Annotated in this window: 18 protein-coding genes; 11 read left to right on the top strand and 7 right to left on the bottom strand. The window is 48.6% G+C overall.

Going from position 1 to position 20,425, the window contains the following annotated elements:
- Window positions 1–32: 32 nt before the first annotated feature.
- Window positions 33–932 carry a TIGR03899 family protein gene (locus ABY802_RS07380; RefSeq protein WP_372626397.1) on the bottom strand — a complete coding sequence of 300 codons (900 nt, stop codon included), beginning with the start codon at window positions 930–932 and terminating at the stop codon, window positions 33–35.
- A 187-nt stretch (window positions 933–1,119) separates the two neighbouring features.
- On the opposite strand from ABY802_RS07380, the gene ABY802_RS07375 reads away from it, so the two are divergent.
- Window positions 1,120–3,354, top strand: a complete 2,235-nt coding sequence (locus ABY802_RS07375) for an EAL domain-containing protein (protein WP_372626396.1) — start codon at window positions 1,120–1,122, stop codon at window positions 3,352–3,354.
- A 65-nt stretch (window positions 3,355–3,419) separates the two neighbouring features.
- Here ABY802_RS07375 and ppa read toward each other — a convergent pair whose 3' ends face one another.
- Both ppa and ABY802_RS07365 read right to left on the bottom strand, forming a co-directional pair.
- The gene (ppa, locus tag ABY802_RS07370; RefSeq protein WP_372626395.1) at window positions 3,420–3,947 is read right to left on the bottom strand and encodes an inorganic diphosphatase; all 528 of its coding nucleotides are present in this window, start codon (window positions 3,945–3,947) and stop codon (window positions 3,420–3,422) included.
- A gap of 62 nt (window positions 3,948–4,009) precedes the next feature.
- Window positions 4,010–4,981, bottom strand: coding sequence for a class 1 fructose-bisphosphatase (locus ABY802_RS07365; protein WP_372626394.1), 972 nt, complete (start codon window positions 4,979–4,981; stop codon window positions 4,010–4,012).
- A gap of 137 nt (window positions 4,982–5,118) precedes the next feature.
- Here ABY802_RS07365 and mpl point away from each other — a divergent pair, with 137 nt between their 5' ends.
- From mpl to ABY802_RS07320, 9 genes are all read left to right on the top strand, one after another.
- Complete coding sequence (mpl, locus tag ABY802_RS07360) at window positions 5,119–6,474, top strand: UDP-N-acetylmuramate:L-alanyl-gamma-D-glutamyl-meso-diaminopimelate ligase (protein ID WP_372626393.1); 1,356 nt, start codon at window positions 5,119–5,121, stop codon at window positions 6,472–6,474.
- Between the two features lie 2 nt (window positions 6,475–6,476).
- On the top strand, window positions 6,477–7,127 hold the full coding sequence (locus ABY802_RS07355; RefSeq protein WP_372626392.1) for a flavin prenyltransferase UbiX: 651 nt from the start codon (window positions 6,477–6,479) through the stop codon (window positions 7,125–7,127).
- Complete coding sequence (locus ABY802_RS07350) at window positions 7,124–8,050, top strand: ABC transporter ATP-binding protein (protein WP_372626391.1); 927 nt, start codon at window positions 7,124–7,126, stop codon at window positions 8,048–8,050. Before ABY802_RS07355 ends, ABY802_RS07350 begins: the two co-directional genes overlap by 4 nt.
- Entirely contained in the window at window positions 8,050–8,820 is a 771-nt protein-coding gene (locus ABY802_RS07345) for an ABC transporter permease (RefSeq protein WP_372626389.1), read from the top strand. Before ABY802_RS07350 ends, ABY802_RS07345 begins: the two co-directional genes overlap by 1 nt.
- A 145-nt stretch (window positions 8,821–8,965) precedes the next feature.
- Complete coding sequence (gene panP / locus ABY802_RS07340; protein WP_372626388.1) at window positions 8,966–10,612, top strand: pyridoxal-dependent aspartate 1-decarboxylase PanP; 1,647 nt, start codon at window positions 8,966–8,968, stop codon at window positions 10,610–10,612.
- A 227-nt stretch (window positions 10,613–10,839) separates the two neighbouring features.
- A complete protein-coding gene (locus ABY802_RS07335; protein WP_372626387.1) occupies window positions 10,840–11,475 on the top strand; it encodes a DUF2959 domain-containing protein in 636 nt (211 codons plus the stop codon).
- A gap of 67 nt (window positions 11,476–11,542) precedes the next feature.
- Window positions 11,543–11,767: a hypothetical protein gene (locus ABY802_RS07330; protein ID WP_372626386.1), complete on the top strand. Its 225-nt coding sequence runs from the start codon at window positions 11,543–11,545 to the stop codon at window positions 11,765–11,767.
- 93 nt (window positions 11,768–11,860) lie between these two features.
- Complete coding sequence (locus ABY802_RS07325; protein WP_372626385.1) at window positions 11,861–13,777, top strand: SLC13 family permease; 1,917 nt, start codon at window positions 11,861–11,863, stop codon at window positions 13,775–13,777.
- Entirely contained in the window at window positions 13,774–16,131 is a 2,358-nt protein-coding gene (locus ABY802_RS07320; RefSeq protein ID WP_372626384.1) for an SLC13 family permease, read from the top strand. The genes ABY802_RS07325 and ABY802_RS07320 overlap by 4 nt, the downstream gene beginning before the upstream one ends.
- A 12-nt stretch (window positions 16,132–16,143) precedes the next feature.
- Here ABY802_RS07320 and ABY802_RS07315 read toward each other — a convergent pair whose 3' ends face one another.
- A complete protein-coding gene (locus ABY802_RS07315) occupies window positions 16,144–16,683 on the bottom strand; it encodes a cytochrome b (protein ID WP_372626383.1) in 540 nt (179 codons plus the stop codon).
- Window positions 16,676–17,656: a catalase family peroxidase gene (locus ABY802_RS07310; protein ID WP_372626382.1), complete on the bottom strand. Its 981-nt coding sequence runs from the start codon at window positions 17,654–17,656 to the stop codon at window positions 16,676–16,678. Before ABY802_RS07310 ends, ABY802_RS07315 begins: the two co-directional genes overlap by 8 nt.
- A gap of 240 nt (window positions 17,657–17,896) precedes the next feature.
- Between ABY802_RS07310 and ABY802_RS07305 the strand changes: the two genes are divergently transcribed.
- On the top strand, window positions 17,897–19,051 hold the full coding sequence (locus ABY802_RS07305) for a diguanylate cyclase (RefSeq protein ID WP_372626381.1): 1,155 nt from the start codon (window positions 17,897–17,899) through the stop codon (window positions 19,049–19,051).
- 33 nt (window positions 19,052–19,084) lie between these two features.
- Here the strand turns inward: ABY802_RS07305 and ABY802_RS07300 are convergent, their stop codons facing one another.
- Both ABY802_RS07300 and ABY802_RS07295 read right to left on the bottom strand, forming a co-directional pair.
- Window positions 19,085–19,939: a DUF72 domain-containing protein gene (locus ABY802_RS07300; RefSeq protein ID WP_372626380.1), complete on the bottom strand. Its 855-nt coding sequence runs from the start codon at window positions 19,937–19,939 to the stop codon at window positions 19,085–19,087.
- A gap of 2 nt (window positions 19,940–19,941) precedes the next feature.
- Window positions 19,942–20,425: pantoate--beta-alanine ligase (locus ABY802_RS07295; RefSeq protein WP_372626379.1), on the bottom strand; the 484-nt coding region annotated here is incomplete at its 5' end.

The following is a 20,425-nucleotide window of genomic DNA, read 5'->3' as shown; positions in this document are numbered from 1 at the left end:
CCAACACCCCGTTATCGTTAGATTAGCCGATGCTATTTAAATTGTAATACGGACGCTAATTGTTGTTGCAAGGCGCTTAAATATCCGCTGTGAGTGGGACTATTTAACAGTGGCAATAATTCAGTGCCGACCACAGTGTACTTGTAATATTGCAGTACTACACCCCGCTTTAGCGCGACGCAATTTAGGGTTTGGCTTTGGAATTGCCAGCTAAAACTCTGGCCGGGTTGTAACTCACCGCTTTCAATTTCGACATTATGTAAAATGCCAATATCAACCAGATTAAGTATTTGCGGATAAGATAAACCAAACTGACTTAAGTTTAACAATGCCATGCTCCGGCCAGTAAGGAGTTGCCAAAGTGAGGGCTTACGAATGTATCCGAAGTAAATACGACCACTTTGCTCTTGTCTGCTACGGCAACTTAAACTGGCCGCTAATTGCAGGCTTTGTGCTTCTTTGTGGCTCATTTGCTGCAAAATTTGTAACGTTTTTAAGGAGAACCGGCCTGGGGTTGCTATTTCTCCAGCCAGAATTTTTGCCCATAGCTGCTGCATATTGTCGTTCGAGATATTCAGAACCAACTCACAATACTGAGAAAACCAATCTGGATCTATCTCCTGCGCCGATACCCGTTCCGGGCAATATTCCAAAGCAAGCGCCATAATTTTTTCCAGATTTTGTTGCTGGCGCTCGCGTTGCATTTGTAAGCGGCGGGTGACCCGTTGTCCCAGAGTTAACGCTGTACCTGGTTCAGGTGCTCCTGAACGGGCAGCAAGTTGCTGCAGCTTCGCATTGCCTGGGGCATGGTCTGAAACTTCAGCAGGCTCATCAACAGCTTCTGCCGTATTGTTTGTCACCGGCGTGCCTAAGTGATAGCGCGCCAGTTTTAACAGTCGCTGCTGTCCAGATGCCGGGGTTATTTTGTTCACAATAATTCCGGTATTTATTGAAAAATTAATGTTATCTTGGCACTAAGCAGAGTTAGCAGCAAGTAGCGCTAATTATTTATGTCATAAAGGCGTTTGATAAAATAAGATAAAAATAAACGACAATTCGTTTTTCGTTTTCTAACGTATGCATGTATATTTAAAACAAGAGACAGATTAAGGCGTAATCATGAAATCGAATGAAACAGATGAAGATTTTCTGTTTTTTGCAGAAGACGAGCAAGCCTTGTCTGAACCAGAGCTGGCGGTTGGTGTCTGGAATATTCTGATCGTTGATGATGACGAAGAAATTCATACGGTTACCAAGCTTGCTCTGAACGACCTGATCGTCCTTGGCCGTAAACTGAACTTTCACCATGCTTACTCTGGCGACGAAGCCATTCGGTTTTTGCACAACAACACTAATATTGCCATGGTATTGCTGGATGTTGTCATGGAATCTGATGATGCCGGGTTAAAAGTGGTACAGCGGATCCGCGATGAGCTGCACCTCGAAGAGCTGCGGATAGTGCTAAGAACGGGACAACCCGGCTATGCACCTGAAGAGAGTGTCATTAAAGAATATGATATTAATGATTATAAGACCAAAACAGAACTGACCCGCGGCAAACTTGTTACCACCATTATTGCGTCCATCCGTTCTTATCAACAAATTCGCACTATTAATCAAAACCGGATTGGCCTGCAAAAAATCATAAATGCTGGGGCAAACTTGCTCGAGCAACATTCGCTACACGAGTTTTCTGAGGGGGTTGTTACCCAAATTGCGTCGTTAATCGGGCTGCATGCCGAGGGGGTGCTATGCGCCCAGATAGAAGATGATGGTAGCGCCAGCGATAAAATTTACGTGCTAGGCGCAGCCGGACATTATGCACCTTTTATCAAATGTCAGCTCGATAAGCTGGATAACCCAAGGATCGTCCAGCAAATTAGTTTGTGTTTAAGTCAGCGGCAAAATATTTTCGGCCAGCAGGATACGGTATTGTACCTGGGCAGTGACAACCATTGTGCGGCGGTTTATATAGAGACCAACCGACCTATTGAAGCCTTTGACCGGCAATTGATAGAGGTTTTTTTAAGTAACATTTCTATCGGATATGAAAATGTCACGTTATTTCAGCAACTGAAACATGCAGCCTATATTGATCCGCTTACTAAAACCCCAAACCGTAATGAGTTTATTCAGATTTTACAGGACACCCGCCGCTTTGACGCTGAGGGTATGGTAGCGGTACTGGTCGATATTGATCATTTTTCTGATGTTAATGATGGCCTGGGCCAGGATGTAGGTAATGAACTGCTGATTGCGCTGACCTTACGTCTGATCGCTTTTTTTGGTACCAGCTGCCAGCTGGGACGGATTGGTGCCGATGTCTTTGGTTTGGTAGGACCTTCGCACGAATTAACGCCTGAGCGTTTAGAAGGGCTGTTTAATGAGCCTTTTCAAGCTTCAGAACATGCGCTACAGGTTACCGCAACTTTTGGCTTATGCCACTTAACTGATTCCTCAGAGCAGGGCCTCACCATCTTAAAACATGTGTATATTGCTCTGAATAAGGCCAAGAAAAGTATTAGTCAGAGCTACCAGTATTATCAACCAGAAATGGAAGATGAAATGGCTGAGCGATTATCACTGCTGCGCAAACTGAGAAGTGATTTCAGTCGCGATAAACTTGAGTTATGGTATCAGCCGCAGGTATCGTTAAGCAGCAAACAAGTGGTAGGAATGGAGGCGTTGCTACGCTGGCCCATTGCTGATGGCAAATACATCTCGCCAGCAGTGTTTATTCCGCTGGCTGAGTATTCCGGTTTAATAGTAGAGATCGGCAGTTGGGTACTGGAGCAGGCGTGTCAGCAAATAAAGCATCTCGCGAAACAGGGCTTTAGTAACTTACGGATTGCCGTTAATGTGTCGATGCCACAATTTCGTAATCACCATTTTGTGCAAACGGTCATTGATTGTGTTAACCGTTACGATATCGATCCGGCGCTGTTAGAGTTAGAGATCACTGAGTCCGTCGTAATGGATGAACCTAAAATTGTCATCGATGCTCTGCAAAAACTTAAAAATGCCGGAATTAAAGTGGCGATTGATGATTTTGGTATAGGGTTCTCATCATTAAGTTACTTGCAGCAACTGCCGCTTGACCGGATTAAAGTTGACCGGGCTTTCGTGCGAGAGGTCACCGAACCTGCCGGAGAAGTTATCGCGCAGACGATCATTAATCTTGGCAAGCGGCTGGGGCTCTCTACTATTGCTGAGGGTGTGGAAACGGTAGCACAGCAGCAGGCTGTTGAAGCGATGGGCTGTGATGAAATGCAGGGTTTCTTATTTGCCAAGCCAATGCCTAACGCGGAATTGCTGGTATTTTTGGCAGACAAGAACACTAAAAAAACGGATTAAACGGTTCACTTGAAAAAAATAAAGCCGCTAAGCGGCTTTATTTTTTAGCAGAGCGTCAACGGATGTTATTTTTTTGCCCGTTCAAATGACGTTAAAATTTCAGCTTTCGCCGCTGCAGCATCGCCCCAGCCTTGTACTTTGACCCATTTGCCAGCTTCCAGCTCTTTATAGCGCTCGAAGAAATGTTGGATCTGCTGTTTTAACAGTTCAGGTACATCGTTGATGTCCTGAATATGGTCATACAGCTTAGTCAGCTTGCTAACAGGCACCGCAATAACTTTGGCATCTTCACCTGCTTCATCTGACATATTCAGTACACCTACCGGCCGACATTTAATTACGGCACCCGGCACCAATGGGTAGGGAGTAGGAACTAACACATCAACCGGGTCACCATCTAACGACAAGGTATTATTTACAAAGCCATAATTACAAGGATAAAACATCGGCGTTGACATAAAGCGGTCGACCCAGACGGTACCGGTGTCTTTATCTACTTCGTATTTAATCGGATCGGCATTAGCCGGGATTTCAATAATAACGTTAATTTCGTCCGGTAGGTTTTTACCTGCGGCTACGTCGCTTAAGCTCATACTGCTTCCTTTTTAATTAATTGATACTATGCCGGCTATTATAACTCCAGCCACAGAAATAACTATGCTTTGTGATAACCAATACAGGTTTCCACTTCATGTTTTGAGCCCAGAATAACCGCCACCCGCTGGTGAATATCAGCAGGTATAATCTCCATGATCCTCTGGTAGCCGGTAGAACTGACACCACCTGCTTGTTCTACCAGAAAGCTCATTGGATTGGCTTCATACATTAGTCGCAATTTATCTGGTTTTTGCGGATCTTTGGTATCGGTTGGGTAGGCGAAAATACCACCGCGGCACAATACCCGATGCACATCGCCCACCATCGCGGCTATCCAGCGCATATTAAAGTTTTTACCGCGGCTGCCGGTTTTACCCAGCAATAAATCGGCAATATACCGCTGCATCGGCTCTTGCCAGAAACGCTGGTTAGACATATTGATGGCGAACTCGGTGGTATATTTTGGAATGGCTGCCTGCTCTTCAGTCAGCAAAAAACCACCGTAAGTGTTGTCCAGCGTATATAAACGGGTACCATGACCGGTAGTCAGGGCCAGCATGGTCGAGGGGCCGTACAGCACATACCCGGCAGCAACCTGAGCGGTGCCCGGCTGCAAAAACAAACTGGCGTCGTCAGGGGCTTTGGTTGGATCAGCAGGTAAAATAGAAAAAATGGTGCCGATTAAACTGTTAATATCGGTATTTGAGGAGCCGTCTAACGGATCAAAGGTCACCAGATATTTTCCCTTAGGGTTACCGGCAACGATAGTATCCTCTTCTTCTGAGCTAATGGCTTTAACAACGCCAGTTTCCAGGATGACTTCTTTTAATAATTCATTGGCGATGACATCCAGTTTTTTTTGGGTTTCCCCTTGAATATTTTCGCCAAGGGTAGAACCTAATACACCTGCCAGTTCACCCTGACTGACCCGAAAAGCGATTTCGCGACAGGCAGCAAGAATAGTTTTAAGCAGGGCTATTAGATCAGGTTCTACTCCGTCCTGCTGCAGTACCGGGGAAATACGGCGCATTTTATTATTCCTTTTATTTGCTAGTGTAAAATTGTAGGGCAGCGCTATTTTAAAGAATTTATTGTTAAATTGCAGTTTTGATCGTAGTTTTATCTGTTTTTCTGATCCCAACGGGCCTGCGTAGCAGGAAATAACTGATGCATATTCATATTTTAGGTATTTGTGGCACTTTTATGGGCGGTATTGCCGCTATTGCCAAAGCACTGGGCCATCGGGTTACCGGCTCTGATCAAAATGTTTATCCGCCAATGAGCGACCAGTTAACGGAATTGGGTATTGGTTTGGTGCAGGGCTATGACAGCAGTCAGTTTAGCCCTGAACCGGACTTAGTTATCATTGGCAACGCACTGTCCCGTGGCAATGAGGCGGTGGAATATGTGCTTAGTCGCGGCCTGCGTTATACCTCTGGTCCACAGTGGTTGGCTGAGCAGGTATTGCAGGATCGTTGGGTGCTGGCGGTAGCAGGCACCCACGGTAAAACCACCACCAGCAGTATGCTGGCCTGGATTTTAGAAGCCGCTGGCTTGAAACCGGGTTTTTTAATTGGCGGTATTCCACAAAATTTTGATACCTCAGCCAGGCTGGGCGAGTCGCCATTTTTTGTGATTGAAGCTGATGAATATGACACTGCCTTTTTTGACAAACGCTCTAAGTTTGTCCACTACCGGCCAAGGACATTAGTCATTAATAATCTGGAGTTTGATCACGCCGACATTTTTCCGGATTTAGCGGCAATTCAACGCCAGTTTCATCATTTGCTTCGCATGGTGCCGGCAAATGGCCTGGTGCTCTCGCCGGAAGATACCAAGGCTGTCAGCCAGACCCTGGCAATGGGCTGCTGGAGTGAGCGGCAAAGCTATGGGCAAGACTGGCGGGCAGAGCTGATAAACAACGATGGCAGTGCGTTCAAACTGTTTTACAGGCAGCAGCTACAAGGCGAGCTGCACTGGCAATTAGGGGGCCAGCACAATGTTGATAATGCGGTGATGGCAATAGCGGCAGCGCGTCACGCCGGGGTGCCTGTAGCCGTTGCAATTGAGGCAATGGGCCAATTTGTTGCACCGAAAAGACGAATGGAGCTTAAAGCCGAGATTGCCGGCATTAAAGTGTACGACGATTTTGCCCATCACCCTACGGCCATAGCCACAACCTTACAGGGCGTGCGAAATAAAGTGGGCCAGGGCAGGTTGCTGGCCGTACTGGAACCGCGATCTAATACTATGCGCATGGGCGTGCACGAGGCGGCGTTACCCGTCTCGCTGGCGATTGCTGATCAGGTATATTTATACGAGCCGGCCAATGCCAACTGGTCACTCGATGCCCTTACCCGCAGCTTAAGCCCGAAAGCCGTTTTATCGCATGATCTTGAGGCGCTGGTCGGTTTGCTGGTCGAACAAGCGACAAAGGGTGATAACATCGTGATAATGAGTAATGGCGCTTTTGGCGGCATTCACGACAAGCTAATTCAGGCACTAGTGCAAAAATGGGAATAACTATGCGGGAAATAACCTTAGCCTTTACCGGCGCCTCTGGCGCACCTTATGGCTGGCGCTTGCTTGAACTTTTGCTGTTACAGGGTGTGCGGGTACATTTGCTTATCTCCAGTGCTGCCCGGGTGGTTTTTGCTACCGAGCACAATATTAAGTTAGCCGGCGCACCGGATAAATGTACCGAGCAGCTGCAGGCGCGGTTTAACTGCGGCGATGGACAGCTCACGGTATATGGTAAAGATGACTGGTTTTCGCCGGTAGCCTCAGGCTCTGCTGCTCCCAAACAAATGGTGATTTGCCCCTGTTCAACCGGCACTGTGGCAGCTATTGCCATGGGCGCCAGCGATAATCTGATTGAGCGTGCCGCCGATGTGGTGATTAAGGAAGGCGGCAAATTGATTTTGGTACCGCGGGAAAGTCCTTTGAGCGCTATTCACCTGGAAAATATGCTTAAACTGGCAAGGCTTGGCGTCACCATAATGCCGGCGGCGCCGGGCTTTTATCATCAACCGCAGCAAATCAGTGATTTAGTCGATTTTATGGTGGCACGTATATTGGACCAGCTGGGGCTTGAGCAACAGCTTACTGCCCGTTGGGGTTATGGTGGCGACCGCGCTACCAGTGGCAGCAATACCAATTCAGGAGAGCACGAGTGAGTCTGGCGTTAGATATTTCAGCACTTCATAAAGTGTATAAAAGTGGTACCGTTGCCCTTGGCGGTATTGATTTACAGGTAAAGCAGGGTGATTTTTTTGCCCTACTCGGCCCCAATGGTGCCGGTAAAAGCACCACTATTGGTGTCATAACCTCGCTGATCAATAAAAGTAGTGGTCAGGTCAGCGTATTTGGCTTTGATATCGACAGTCAGCTGGAGCAGGCTAAAAGTCAGCTTGGGTTGGTGCCGCAGGAATTTAACTTTAACCAGTTTGAAACTGTGCTGCAAATTGTCATGCATCAGGCAGGTTATTACGGTGTACCGAAAAAACTGGCTTTGGTTCGTGCTGAAAAATATCTGAGTCAGTTAGGGTTGTGGGATAAGCGTCATGCACGGGCCCGTGAGCTTTCAGGTGGTATGAAGCGACGGCTGATGATTGCCCGCGCCCTGATGCATGAACCTAAGTTGCTTATTTTAGACGAGCCCACGGCAGGCGTCGATATTGAATTGCGTCGTTCCATGTGGGAGTTTTTACGTACGATTAATAAAGCCGGGGTAACCATTATTCTAACTACCCATTATCTGGAAGAGGCCGAAATGCTCTGTCGGAATATTGCCATAATCGACAAAGGCCGGATTATTGAAAACACCAGTATGAAAGCGCTGTTAAACAAGCTGACCAATGAAACCTTTATTCTCGATCTGGACCAGAATCCAGCCAATATTACCCTGGATGATATTAGCTGGCGGACCTTAGATGAACACAGTATTGAAATTGATGTTGCGAAAAGCGAAGGCTTAAATCCGATTTTTGAGCAGCTGAGCAAGCAGCAGGTTAATGTATTATCAATGCGCAATAAAGCAAACCGACTGGAGGAGTTATTTGTGGCTCTGGTGGAAAGTGGTCGTGGGGAGGCAAACTAATGCGTGCCAGTTATCTAATTGCTCTGCAAAGTATTTTAAGCAAAGAGATTATCCGTTTTATGCGGATCTGGGTGCAAACTCTGGTGCCTCCGGCCATTACCATGAGCCTGTATTTTGTGATTTTTGGCAGTTTAATAGGTTCTCGTATCGGTGATATGGGTGGTTTCAGCTACATGGAGTTTATTGTCCCAGGCCTGATTATGATGGCTGTCATTACCAACTCTTATGCCAATGTGGCCTCATCGTTTTTCAGTGCCAAGTTTCAGCGTAATGTCGAAGAGTTGCTGGTGGCGCCAGTGCCCAATTATCTCATTGTGCTGGGCTATGTCGGGGGCGGTATGACCCGCGGCATTCTGGTCGGTTTAATTGTCACTATCCTGTCATTGTTTTTTGTTGATATCCACATCCATAATCTGGCTATTATTATTGTTACCGTAGTTTTAACGTCGATGTTGTTTGCGCTCGGTGGACTCATTAATGCTATTTACGCCAAAACGTTTGATGATATCAGCATTATCCCCACCTTTGTGCTGACGCCACTAACTTACCTCGGCGGGGTATTCTACTCGTTGCAGATGTTGCCCGGTTTCTGGCAAAACGTGGCGGCATTAAATCCAATCGTCTATATGGTCAATGCATTTCGCTTTGGTTTTCTTGGGTTTAGTGATGTCAGCCTGGTACTGGCGCTGACCGTTGTCATCAGTTTTATCGTGGTCATGTTTAGCTTTGCGTTGTATTTAATTAGCCGGGGGGTTGGCCTGCGAAGCTAGCCTTTGTGAAATTTTTGCAGACATCCAGCGGCAGTTACAGTAAAGTTGGGCCCTTTGTGCACAGCTGACTTATGGCTGTTGCTGTAGACCTGAAGTGGTAAACCTAAAGTGAGCCGGCGTATCGGCGCAGTGAGTAGCATAACGCATGACAGAACCGACAAAACGGCTGGCCGCCGCCTCTGAAGACGCACTTTGGCGTATTTTCACCGTACCAGAGGCACCGGACTCCACTCTTAGCATTATTGAACAGAACTTGTCGCAGAATCTGGCAGGCTTTCTGCGGGAAAGTATTGTCGCGCTGGAAAAACCGCTATGGCAAATCGAGCGGGATTTTCAGGCGCATCAAATTCCGTTGTCGCCGCAGTTTGTTTCTGACTACGCCGAAAGCATGATGCAAAAACTGGTGGCTCACTCCGTTCATACCGCTTCCCCCAGTTTTATTGGCCATATGACATCGGCCTTGCCGTATTTTGTGCTGCCGTTGTCAAAAATGATGGTGGGGCTGAACCAGAACCTGGTGAAAATTGAAACCTCCAAAGCCTTTACGCCGTTGGAGCGTCAGGTGCTGGGGATGATGCATCATTTGGTTTACAGTGAAAAAGACAGTTTTTACAAAAAATGGATGCACAGTGCCAACCACTCATTGGGCGCTTTTTGCTCCGGTGGCACGATTGCCAATATTACCGCGCTGTGGATTGCCCGTAACCGCCTGCTGAAAGCCGACGGTGATTTTAAAGGGATTGCCAAAGAAGGCTTGTTTCGGGCGTTAAAACATTATGGCTACGATGGTCTGGCGATAGTGGTATCGGAGCGCGGTCATTATTCACTGGGCAAAGCGGCTGATGTACTGGGTATCGGCCGTGACTATGTGGTGAGCGTGAAAACCGACGCCAACAATAAAGTTGATGTAGCCCAGATGCAGCAAACGCTGCTCCGCCTGCAAGAGCAAAATATTAAAGTGCTGGCCATAGTGGGGGTCGCCGGCACCACTGAGACCGGTAATATTGACCCTTTGGCTAGTCTTGCAGATTTAGCCGAACAGTTTCAATGTCATTTTCATGTTGATGCTGCCTGGGGCGGTGCCACCTTGCTCTCTGATCAATATCGTCATTTAATGAATGGTATTGAACGCGCTGATTCCGTAACGATTGATGCTCATAAGCAAATGTATGTACCGATGGGTGCGGGCATGGTGGTGTTTAAACACCCTTCATCAGCCCATGCGATTGAGCATCATGCAGAATATATTCTGCGTAAAGGCTCCAAAGATTTAGGTAGTCAGACCTTAGAGGGGTCACGCCCGGGTATGGCGATGCTGGTGCATGCCTGTTTGCAGGTAATTGGTCGCGATGGTTATGAAATTCTGATTAATCGCTCTTTAGAGAAAGCCCGCTATTTTGCGACGTTAATTGAGCATAATATTGATTTTGAGCTGATTACCGCCCCAGAATTATGTCTGCTTACCTACCGTTATGTGCCGGCGCAGGTGCAAAAAGCCATGGCTGTGGCCAACAGCGAACAGCGCCAGCAGTTTAATGACCTGCTAAACGGCCTGACCAAGTTTATCCAGAAACGCCAGCGCGAAGAGGGAAAGTCATTTGTCTCGCGTACCCGGTTAACTCCGGCCGCCTACGACCGCCAGGAAACCATCGTGTTTCGGGTAGTGCTGGCTAACCCGCTGACCACCGAGCAAATTCTGCATGATGTGCTGGTAGAGCAAGATCAAATCGCCCAGCAAAGCAAAGAGTTTTATCCTAAGTTACTGCAACTGGCCAAATCACTGACCAACTAACTAAATCAATCAAGGCGACTTTTAGAAAAAAATAGTGAAACGCATTCTGCTTTTTGTAAGCAGAATGCGTTCAGTTGCGGTTGCCACGGCATCGGTAACCTTGTGCTTAAGCTGGCTTATCAGTTGATCTGTGACACTTTTCTCGCATTTATGTTGTAAACTCATAATGAATTGCTATTGTCTGCATTGTTACGCAGCAAAAAGGCTTACCCAATTGAGGATCACCTATGCGGATTATATTATTAGTTATGTCGATGCTGTTATTAACCAGCTGCCAAAGTGCGTATTACTCGACCATGGAAAAAGTTGGCGTACACAAAAGAGACATTCTGGCCGATCGGGTAGATAAAGCCCAGGATGCCCAGCAGGATGCGCAGCAAGAGTTTAAATCGGCGCTGGAACAATTCAGTACCCTGATTAAGTTTGACGGTGGTGATTTACAAAAACAGTACGAACTGACAGATGAACAGTATCAAGCCTGTAATGAGGCTGCAGCCAATGTCTCAGAGCGGATAAATAGCATAGAGGATGTGGCTGAGGCTCTGTTTGATGAATGGCAGGAAGAGCTGGATATGTACAGCAACGCCAAACTAAAGCAGGACAGCGCCGCCAAGCTGAAATCGACTAAACGTCAATATCAGCAGTTGCTCAACACCATGCGCCAGGCAGAAGCATCAATGGCACCGGTACTGGATAGTCTGCGCGATAATAGCCTGTATCTGAAACATAATTTAAATGCCCAGGCTATTGGCGCGCTTCGCAACGAGTTTGCCAGTATTGAGCGGGATATTACCCTGCTAATTCGCAATATGAATAAAGCCATTAGTGAATCACAGCAGTTTATTGCTACGCTTAAACAATAACTGAATAAGTAGAGCGTTAGCGCAGTTGCGTCAATTAGTTATCCGTTAATTAGAACAGGAGAGTGTTATGTCTGGACAGGGATCAGGTGGTAATGTTATCGCTGCACTTTGCAATATTTTTATACCCGGCCTGGGGCAACTGGTGCAAGGCCGAATTTTGTCCGCCTTATTATTTTTTGTCATATGCGTGGTAGGTTATGCACTATGGTGGTTGATTATACCTGCCATTATCGCTGCAATTGCCCATTTATGGTCAATTATCGATGCCGCAAAGTTTCGCGCCAGAGTGTAATTGCCAGAGTCTGGTGGCCAGTGAGTTAACGAGGTTGCCTTTACCGGTTACTGCATTGACTCTGACCTTTTCTAAATAATCTAAAGAGCATCTATGACCTCGCCCCAAAGCATTATTATTTTGATCCTGTTGGTCACTGTTGCTATGTTTTTATGGGGCCGCTGGCGTCACGATATGATAGCTCTGGGGGCATTGCTGGCCTGCGTATTATGCGGCGTGATTGACCCTGCCATTGCTTTCAACGGTTTTGGCCATCCAGCGGTAATTACCGTGGCCTGTGTTTTAGTATTAAGCGCGGGTTTACAGCGTAGCGGTGCAGTGGATGTGCTGGCGCGTTTCGCGATGCCGAAAAAATCCGGACTTATGTTAAGCCTGGCGGCTCTGGTAGGCATTGGTGCGTTGCTGTCGGGCTTTATGAATAACGTAGGCGCCCTGGCGTTGTTGATGCCGGTAGCACTTCAGGTGGCGAACCGGCTGGAGGTACCACCGGGCCGGGTATTGATGCCGTTGGCGTTTGGCACCATCCTTGGCGGCATGACTACCCTGATTGGTACACCGCCTAATTTAATTGTCTCGGGCTTTCGGGCACAGCAGGGTAATAGTGCCGGTTTCGCTATGTTCGATTTTACCCCGGTAGGCCTTGCAGTGGCACTTACCGGTTGCGTTTTTGTGGTGCTGGCCTGGCGTTTTGTGCCAGCGCGTAAGCAGGCCGGTACTGAAGGTTTTGAAACAGGTGCCTATCTGACCGAGGCCCGGGTAACGGAAAAAAGTAAAATTGCAGATATGCGCTTGTACGACATTGAAAAAGAGTTTGATGACAGTGGAGCGCAAATTGTCGGATTGATCAGGAACAACGTTAAAATCAATGCACCCAGTGGTGGCCGGGTGATCCGGGGCGGTGACATTCTGGTGCTTGAAGCAGAAGTTGACTCGTTAGGAACCATACTCTCGACATTGGGGCTGGAGCTGGAGGAATCGAAAACCGTTGAGAAGCCTGCCAAGCCCGATAGCGAAAATGTGAAAACGGAGTCACGGGCTGCTAGCAGCAAAAATAGCCCGGAACTCAAATCGGCAGACAGCAAAGTTGTTGAAGCCAAAACAACAGAAAAATCGGCGGAGAGCAAGTCTTCGGAGAGTAAATCGCAGAACGCGGAAGATATTGTGTTGATGGAGCTGGTGGTGCGGCCCGAGTCCAACCTGCAAGGCCGCTCGGCAACCAATATTATGCTGCGATCGCGCTATAGTTTGAATTTGCTGGCTGTTTCCCGCGATGGCGGTCGTTCTAAGTCACGCCTGCGAAACTTCAGGATGCAAGCGGGTGATTTATTGCTGTTACAAGGCACCAGCGAGAGTGTTTTAGAGTTTGCCAGCGATTATGGCTGTGTGCCTCTGGCGAAAAGAGAGCTTAAAATACCGGATAAAAAACAGGCTGCCCTGGCCGGCATTATTATGTTTTTTGCGGTAGCAGGTGCCGCTTTTGGCTTGTTACCGGCGGCGATATCTTTTGCGCTAGGGGTATTGGCATCAATGATCTTTAAAACGGTGCCTCCGCGATCCGTCTACAGCAGCATCGATTGGCCGGTTATTGTGCTGCTGGCAGCACTAATCCCGGTAGCGGGTGCGATGGAGGCAACCGGCACTGCCGAGCTTATCGCCAGTGTGCTGATGAAATATGTTGCGCAGGGCAATGCCATCGTGGCGCTTGGAATGGTGCTGGTGATTACTATGTTTTTATCAGATTTAATGAATAACGCAGCAACGGCAGCCGTAATGTGTCCTATTGCCATTGGCACCGCAATGGCATTAGGGGTCAGTGCAGATTCATTTTTAATGGCGGTTGCCATCGGCGCGTCCTGTGCCTTTTTAACGCCAATAGGTCACCAGAACAATACTTTAATTCTTGGTCCGGGAGGTTTTAAATTCGGTGATTACTGGCGGCTGGGATTGCCGCTTGAAATTCTTGTAGTGGTGGTTGCCCTGCCGCTTCTTACGGTATACTGGCCGTTATGACGCTGGACATCGCCCTGGTGTTGCTGCTGTTAGCGGCTGCTCTGGTGCTGTTTGTCACCGAGTGGCTGCGGATGGACGTGGTGGCGTTGTTAATGCTATGCACCCTGGCGTTATTTGGCTTAGTGTCGCCTTCTGAGGCGGTCAGCGGTTTTAGCAACCCGGCGGTTATTACGGTCTGGGCCATGTTTATCATGAGTGAGGGCCTGACCCGGGCGGGTATTGCTGACAGTATCGGTCGGCGGGTTATTCGCTTTTCGGGGCAGAGCGAAACCCGGATGATCATCGTGATCATGCTGGTGGCGGGTTTGTTATCAGCTTTTATGAGTAATATTGGGGTTGTTGCCCTGTTACTTCCTGTCACGGTTGAAGCGGCCCGGCGCTGCGGTATCTCGCCAGCTAAAGTGCTGATGCCAATGGCTTTTGGTGCCATGTTAGGCGGCTTATTAACGTTAATTGGTACGCCGCCGAATTTGCTGGTTAGTATTGCATTGGAAAAGACTAACCAACCTGGTTTTCAGCTTTTTGATTTTGCCCTGATTGGCCTGCCCATTTTACTGGCAGGTACCCTGTTTGTTGCTTTTATTGGTCGGCATTTTTTACCAGATACCGACCCGGGTCGTGCCAGCCTCGCTGGCAGTCGTAACCTCAGTGATCAATACGGATTGCAGGAACGGATATTTGCCCTGCGTCTGCCTGATCCCTCATTACTGGCAGGCAGGACGCTGGAGGAGTCGGGACTGATTAATACTGTTGGCCTGATGGTAATCGCCCTGACCCGTGGCAAGGAAACCTTTACCCTGCCATCACGCCATACGGTGTTAAAAGCAGGCGATATTGTGCTGGCGCAAGGTAAATTTAACCGCTTTGAAAGGCTGCGCAGCTGGAACTCCTTAACCATTGAACGTGAAGCACCGATGCTGCACGAAAAGCTATTGGCAGCCAGCGGTCTGGCTGAGTTGGAAGTGGCTGCAGATGGCCCGCTAGCTGATGAAGTGCTGGAACATCACCGCTTTCGTGAAAATTATCAGCTGAACGTATTGGCCGTTAAGCGGCCAGGTAAAACGCTTTATACCCGGTTGGCCGATTTATCGCTGGCCGCCGGTGATAAGATCCTGGTGCAGGGGAGTCGCAGCGCGCTTGAAGCAATGCCAAAGCAGGAAGCGTTCAGCAGCGTAACGCCGTTAAGTGCAGATGATGTGAAACGGCAATATAAACTTGAAGAGCGGCTGTTTGTGCTGGGTTTACCTGCCAACAGCCCGCTGGTTGACAGCACTTTTGCAGACAACCGCTTGGGTGATGCGTTTGATTTTCGGCTGCTAGGTCTGTTTCGCCATGGCGAGATTATTCAGCAATTTAGCTCTGATGACAAGTTGGAAGCAGGGGATTTGCTGTTGATCCAGGGCCGGGAAGAAGATCTGGATATCTTACGGGGTTTTAAAGAGTTAGAGCGGCTGGATGATATGTCACCATATCTCGATTTACTGGCTAAAGGTAAATTAGAGTTAGTGGAGGCCACGTTGCACCCGCGCAGTAAATACATAGGTCAGAGCGTCAATGCACTGCAACTTGATAAACGCTACAAAGTAGAGGTCGCTGCTATTTGGCGTGAGGGGCGCTCTTATCGTTCGGCCCTTGGTAGTATGTTATTGCAGGCCGGTGACGCATTGTTAATTGTGGGCCCGCGTTCGCGCCTGGCGAAGTTAACCGATAGCGAGCATTTAATCGTGATGAATCCGGTGCAGGTAAAACCGGTTAATGCCAGCAAAGCGCCGCTGGCGGCTGGCCTGATTGGCTTGATGGTATTGCTGACGGTAACGGGCATGTTACCGGTTTATTTAGCCGCTATTCTGGCTGCAACGTTAATGATTGCCAGCCGTTGCCTTAGTATGGAGCAAGCCTATGCGGCCATTGACTGGCGCTCTATTTTTCTTATTGCCGGCATGCTGCCGTTAGGTCTTGCCATGCAACACTCTGGGGCGGCGGCCTGGCTGGCTGGCGGGGTGCAGTCAGGGTTGGGTCAATATGGCCCGCTGGCGGTTATGGCGGGCTTATATCTGTTCACGGCGCTGGGAACGCTGGTTATCCCCACGGTGGCACTGGTGCTGATTATGGCGCCTATTGGCCTGTTGCTTAGCACAGCATTGGGGGTGAATGGCCAAAGCGCGATGATGGTAGTGGCGATCGCAGCTACCAGTCTGGCCAGTCCGGTGTCGCATGCCGCCAACACCCTGGTAATGGGCCCTGGCGGCTATCGGTTTGTCGACTATTTAAAAGTGGGCGGGCCTTTAAGCCTGTTGCTGTTTGCTATTACCATGGCCTTACTGCCGTTATTCTGGCCACTCACCGCGGGTTAGGGCCAGCCAGGGTTACCACATACTTTTTAACACGTTGTCTTTACGAACAAAATGATGGTGCAGCGCCGCGCCAACGTGCAGCAATATCATGCCAATAAGGGCTATTGCCAGCCAGCCGTGCAGTTCCCGAAACAGCGCATAATTGTGAATATCAACCTGCAGTGCAGCCGGCAACCGGAACCAGCCAAACACCTCTATCGGCCTGCCAGCAAAATACTGCATTAAATAGCCGGAAAGCGGCATCGCAAACAGCAAGCCATACAGTAGCCAGTGGGAGGCTTTTGCCCCCCATTGTTGTGCCGCAGATAAGTCACTTGGCAGCGGTGGTAGCCTGTGACGCAAGCGGTTTATCAGTCTGGCCGTCACCAGTATGATGGCGATGACGCCAAAGGCTTTGTGGACGGTTAGTAAAGTGAGTTGCCAGGGTTGGAGTGAGGTAATCATTAATAAGCCTGCCGCCAGCATAGAAACCACCAGTGCTGCCATACCCCAGTGAAACAGCCGCATAGAAAGTGAAAACCGCTCTGAGTTAGTGGTTTGTAAGTTAGTCATTATTACTGCCCTCTAATGCGCCATGTAATTGCTCTTTTGCCCGGCGTCGGTAAGACTCAGCATAAGCTGCAGAGCGAGCCCGTAGAATCGGATCGGCCGTTGCAGTAATACCAGAAGGTAAAACTAAGGGGTCAAAGTTTATGGCATGACAGTCGCCTTCCAGCTGCGCTGTAGTGCCGGTAAGTACTATTTGCCCAGCGTTGATCTGCTGGCGACTCGCTGGCCATGCCTTAGTTGGGTTAGTTTCATCATCTGTCGGCTCTGCCAGGGTAAATACCCAGTCAAACACAACTGGCGTTGCTGCAATCCGGGAGCTTATTTCCTGTTGCAGCGCATCATCGCCCTTTAAATCGGTTGTAGCGACGGAAACCGTCGGTTGCATCGCCCAGCGCACCGCATGCTGCTCACCATTGGCGTTAACAAGGAAAAAGGCATTAATGCTGTGATAGGTTTCAGCGGCAAAGCTGCCGCTTGGTTGGTACTGGCCGGCCCAGGCTAAAAACTCGCTACTCTCGGGGTGTTCCGCCAGGAATTGTTTTATTGCGGCGCCTCCTGCCTGGATAGCCTTAATCTGCTGATAAAAGGTGTGCGGATCAGCGACTGCCATGACAGGAGGGGTGTTCATTGCCAGGCGCCATTGTTCAGTACGGCTAAGGGTAAAACTTAACGCCAGACTGCGCACTGGCGCCTTTAAATCGGGTGCGGTAGGATTATTGCCGGCAATAGACAAACGACCAGTAAAAGGCGTAGTCCCCGTCTTAAACAAGCTTGTCTTGGAATACTCTGCTAAGTTGCCGTTAGCCCGAAATTCACCCGTCACACAGATGCCTTTAGCATGCGCGCGCCTAAAACCGGCGAAGCTTGAGTTACCTTGCTGCAAGTCGACAAATTGCTGCGCTGAGACCTGAGGTGGCGCATCAGCGGTCAGGCCTGCCGTAGGTGCCAGCAATAGTGCAAAATACAAATATTTCATGTGACCGTCCTCACTATCGGTAATAATTTCATTTGCAGGAAGTCGCTGAAATTACTATAGCCGACATTGACCGGAGTAATGCGTAATTACTTTCAGCAATTTGCGCAGCGTAATAGCTAAGTTAGCCTAATACTAACGTGAAGCATTAAACTTGTACCGTTAGACACTAATTTACGCTAACGTAGATAGCGGTAATCACGATCGCCTCCGTCCATGCCACGCTAATAAATTGAGGAAAAGATGCATTTACCCACTGTTGTTATGGTAGCGCTAGTCATTAACCTTATTGTTGGCGCGTATCTGTACCTTCTTTATCGACGCAAACCCAAAGATCGCTGTTTTAAACTCTGGTCGTATTCCTGCTTCTGTTTTGTGGCAGGCGCCGGTTTAGTGGTATTGCGTGCTTACCCTATTTCTGACTTCTTAACTTATTTCATTGCTGACTGCTTGTTGCTGTTAGCGCCAGTTTATGTGCTGGCGGGGCTGGTTCAGTTCTCCCGTTTTCGTTATACCCGGCATCGCCGTCAACTTGCGGTTGGTGCACTGTTGTTGGCTATCATCACCTTTTTGCTCAGCTATCAGCAGCCGGGTATATTAAGTTTACTGGTATCAGTGGCTATTGCGCTGGCATTTAGCTTGTGCGCTCACTTATTGCATAAATCGATTATTACCGAACCGATGTTTACCCGAACCCTGCAAACCGTGTTTTTGCTGCATGCTTTAGTGATGCTGCTACAGGCCATTCTGATTATAGATAATTGGGCGCACCTCAATATTCATGGTTTACCAGAAACATCAGTTTACACCCTACTGAGCCATATTCTGCTGACCACTCTCACTGCATTACTTTTACCGTGGTTAAGTTTTCTAAAACTGGAGCGTAAACTCACGCTTAAATCGCAACGGGATGGTTTAACCCGCCTGGCTAATCGCGAGCATTTTTTCAATCAGCTTGACCGCTACTGGCAGCAGCACCCATCAGTACCCGCCGTATTTATGATGATTGATATCGACTTTTTTAAAACAGTGAATGATACCTTTGGCCATGCACTGGGTGATCGGGCTATTGCTTCGGTAGCCAGGCTGCTCTCAAAACAGTTACGCAGCAATGACATTATTGGTCGGATTGGTGGCGAGGAATATGCTGCGCTATTAATTGATATTGATCAGCAAACTGCACTACAAATTGGCCAGCGTTTATGTCAGCAGGTAGCCTCGCAGTTAAAGTTTATTGAAGAGAAAAAAGTTGAGCTGACAATCAGTATTGGCTTAGTAGAGGTTATTCCAGCCCAGCACGGCCATAAGATCGCTTTTAAAGCGGCTGACGAAGCGCTGTATACCAGTAAGCAGGCTGGTAGAAATACCGTTACGCTGGGAAGCATTTCTGCAGGATGACATCAGTAAAGAGGGGGATTTAAGACCGTATGGCTACCACAACCCCAATTGCGCCTGCTGTTTTCCTGGCCATGGAGCCAATACAGAATGGGGTTGTTGTAAATCGACTGCAAACTGACGGCATAGTTGCGGTGCCAGGGTATTGTCCGGGGTGTGGAAGAAACAGTAAGGGGTTTTCCCCTCGGTCAGCCAGTTGTTAATTTTAGCAAGCCAGGGCGTATAGAACTGGCGGTTTAGCTCCATATCATCTGTGCCGATAAAACGAAGCATTGGCCGGTCGCTCAGGCAAATGGCATGCACCGGTAAGCGTGGTTTTTTAGCCTGTGCATCTAGCAAGGCCGGGCTGCTGGCCGATACTGAAAATAGCGCCCGGCTATCGAATACTACCCGCTCGGCAGCAAACTGTTGTAATAAGCGATTAAGCGCCAGCTCGTGCTCAGCCTTATCAAAAAAAGCCGGATGTCTTACCTCTATGGCCAGTGGTATTTTACCGCTGAATAGCTCAAGCACAGTGGTTAATTGCCCCAGTATTGACGGGCTTGCTGATGCCGGCAGCTGTAAGTGAATTAAACCAATAAAACGGTGCACCGGGGAAAAGTACTGCCACCAGCTAAGCAGAGCATTTTGATCCAACTCAGTGAGTTGATGACTAAAGCGACGGGGTACTTTAAATACAAATCGGAAATGCGCAGGCAGCTGCTCTGCCCAGCGCTCAAGTTGGTTAGTGGCAGGATCAGCATAAAAGCTGGTATTACCTTCCACGCTGTTAAAGTACCGGCTATAACCGGCTAAAAACTGATTACTGTTAAGATCATCAGCAAACAGGCTGCCTTTCCAGCGGCTGTTTGCCCACATCGGACAACCCAGGTAAACCTGGTTATAGGGCACGTTTACAGCTCCAGGTTGTCAATCAGTCGGGTGCTGCCCAGTCTGGCAGCGGCCAAAATCACTTTGGGTTCGCTGGGTAAGGTAGCCAGCGCCAGGCTGTGTTGGTTGCTGATATTAACGTAATCAGGCACAAAGCCTGCTGCAGTAAGCTGCGTTTTCGCATGTTGTTCCAGCATCCGGTAATCGTGGTTATCCGCGGCGACTTCGGCTTTAAGTTGCTGCAGTATTTGATACAACGCCGGTGCTTTAGCGCGCTGTTCAGCGGTTAAGTAGCCATTGCGTGAACTCAGTGCCAGGCCATCGCTGGCACGCTCGGTTGCTACGTCAATAATCTGGATGGGCAAAGACAAATCAAGCACCATCTGGCGGATAATTGCCAGTTGCTGGAAGTCTTTTTTACCAAAGCAGGCAACATCAGGCTGCACCAAATTAAACAGCTTACAGACGATGGTCGACACGCCGCGAAAATGGCCGGGGCGGTTGGCG

It is taken from the genome of Arsukibacterium sp., assembly GCF_041616895.1.
GTDB lineage: Bacteria > Pseudomonadota > Gammaproteobacteria > Enterobacterales > Alteromonadaceae > Alishewanella.
Note: the sequence above shows the minus strand (reverse complement) of the source record. Positions and strands in the feature narration are given on the sequence as shown.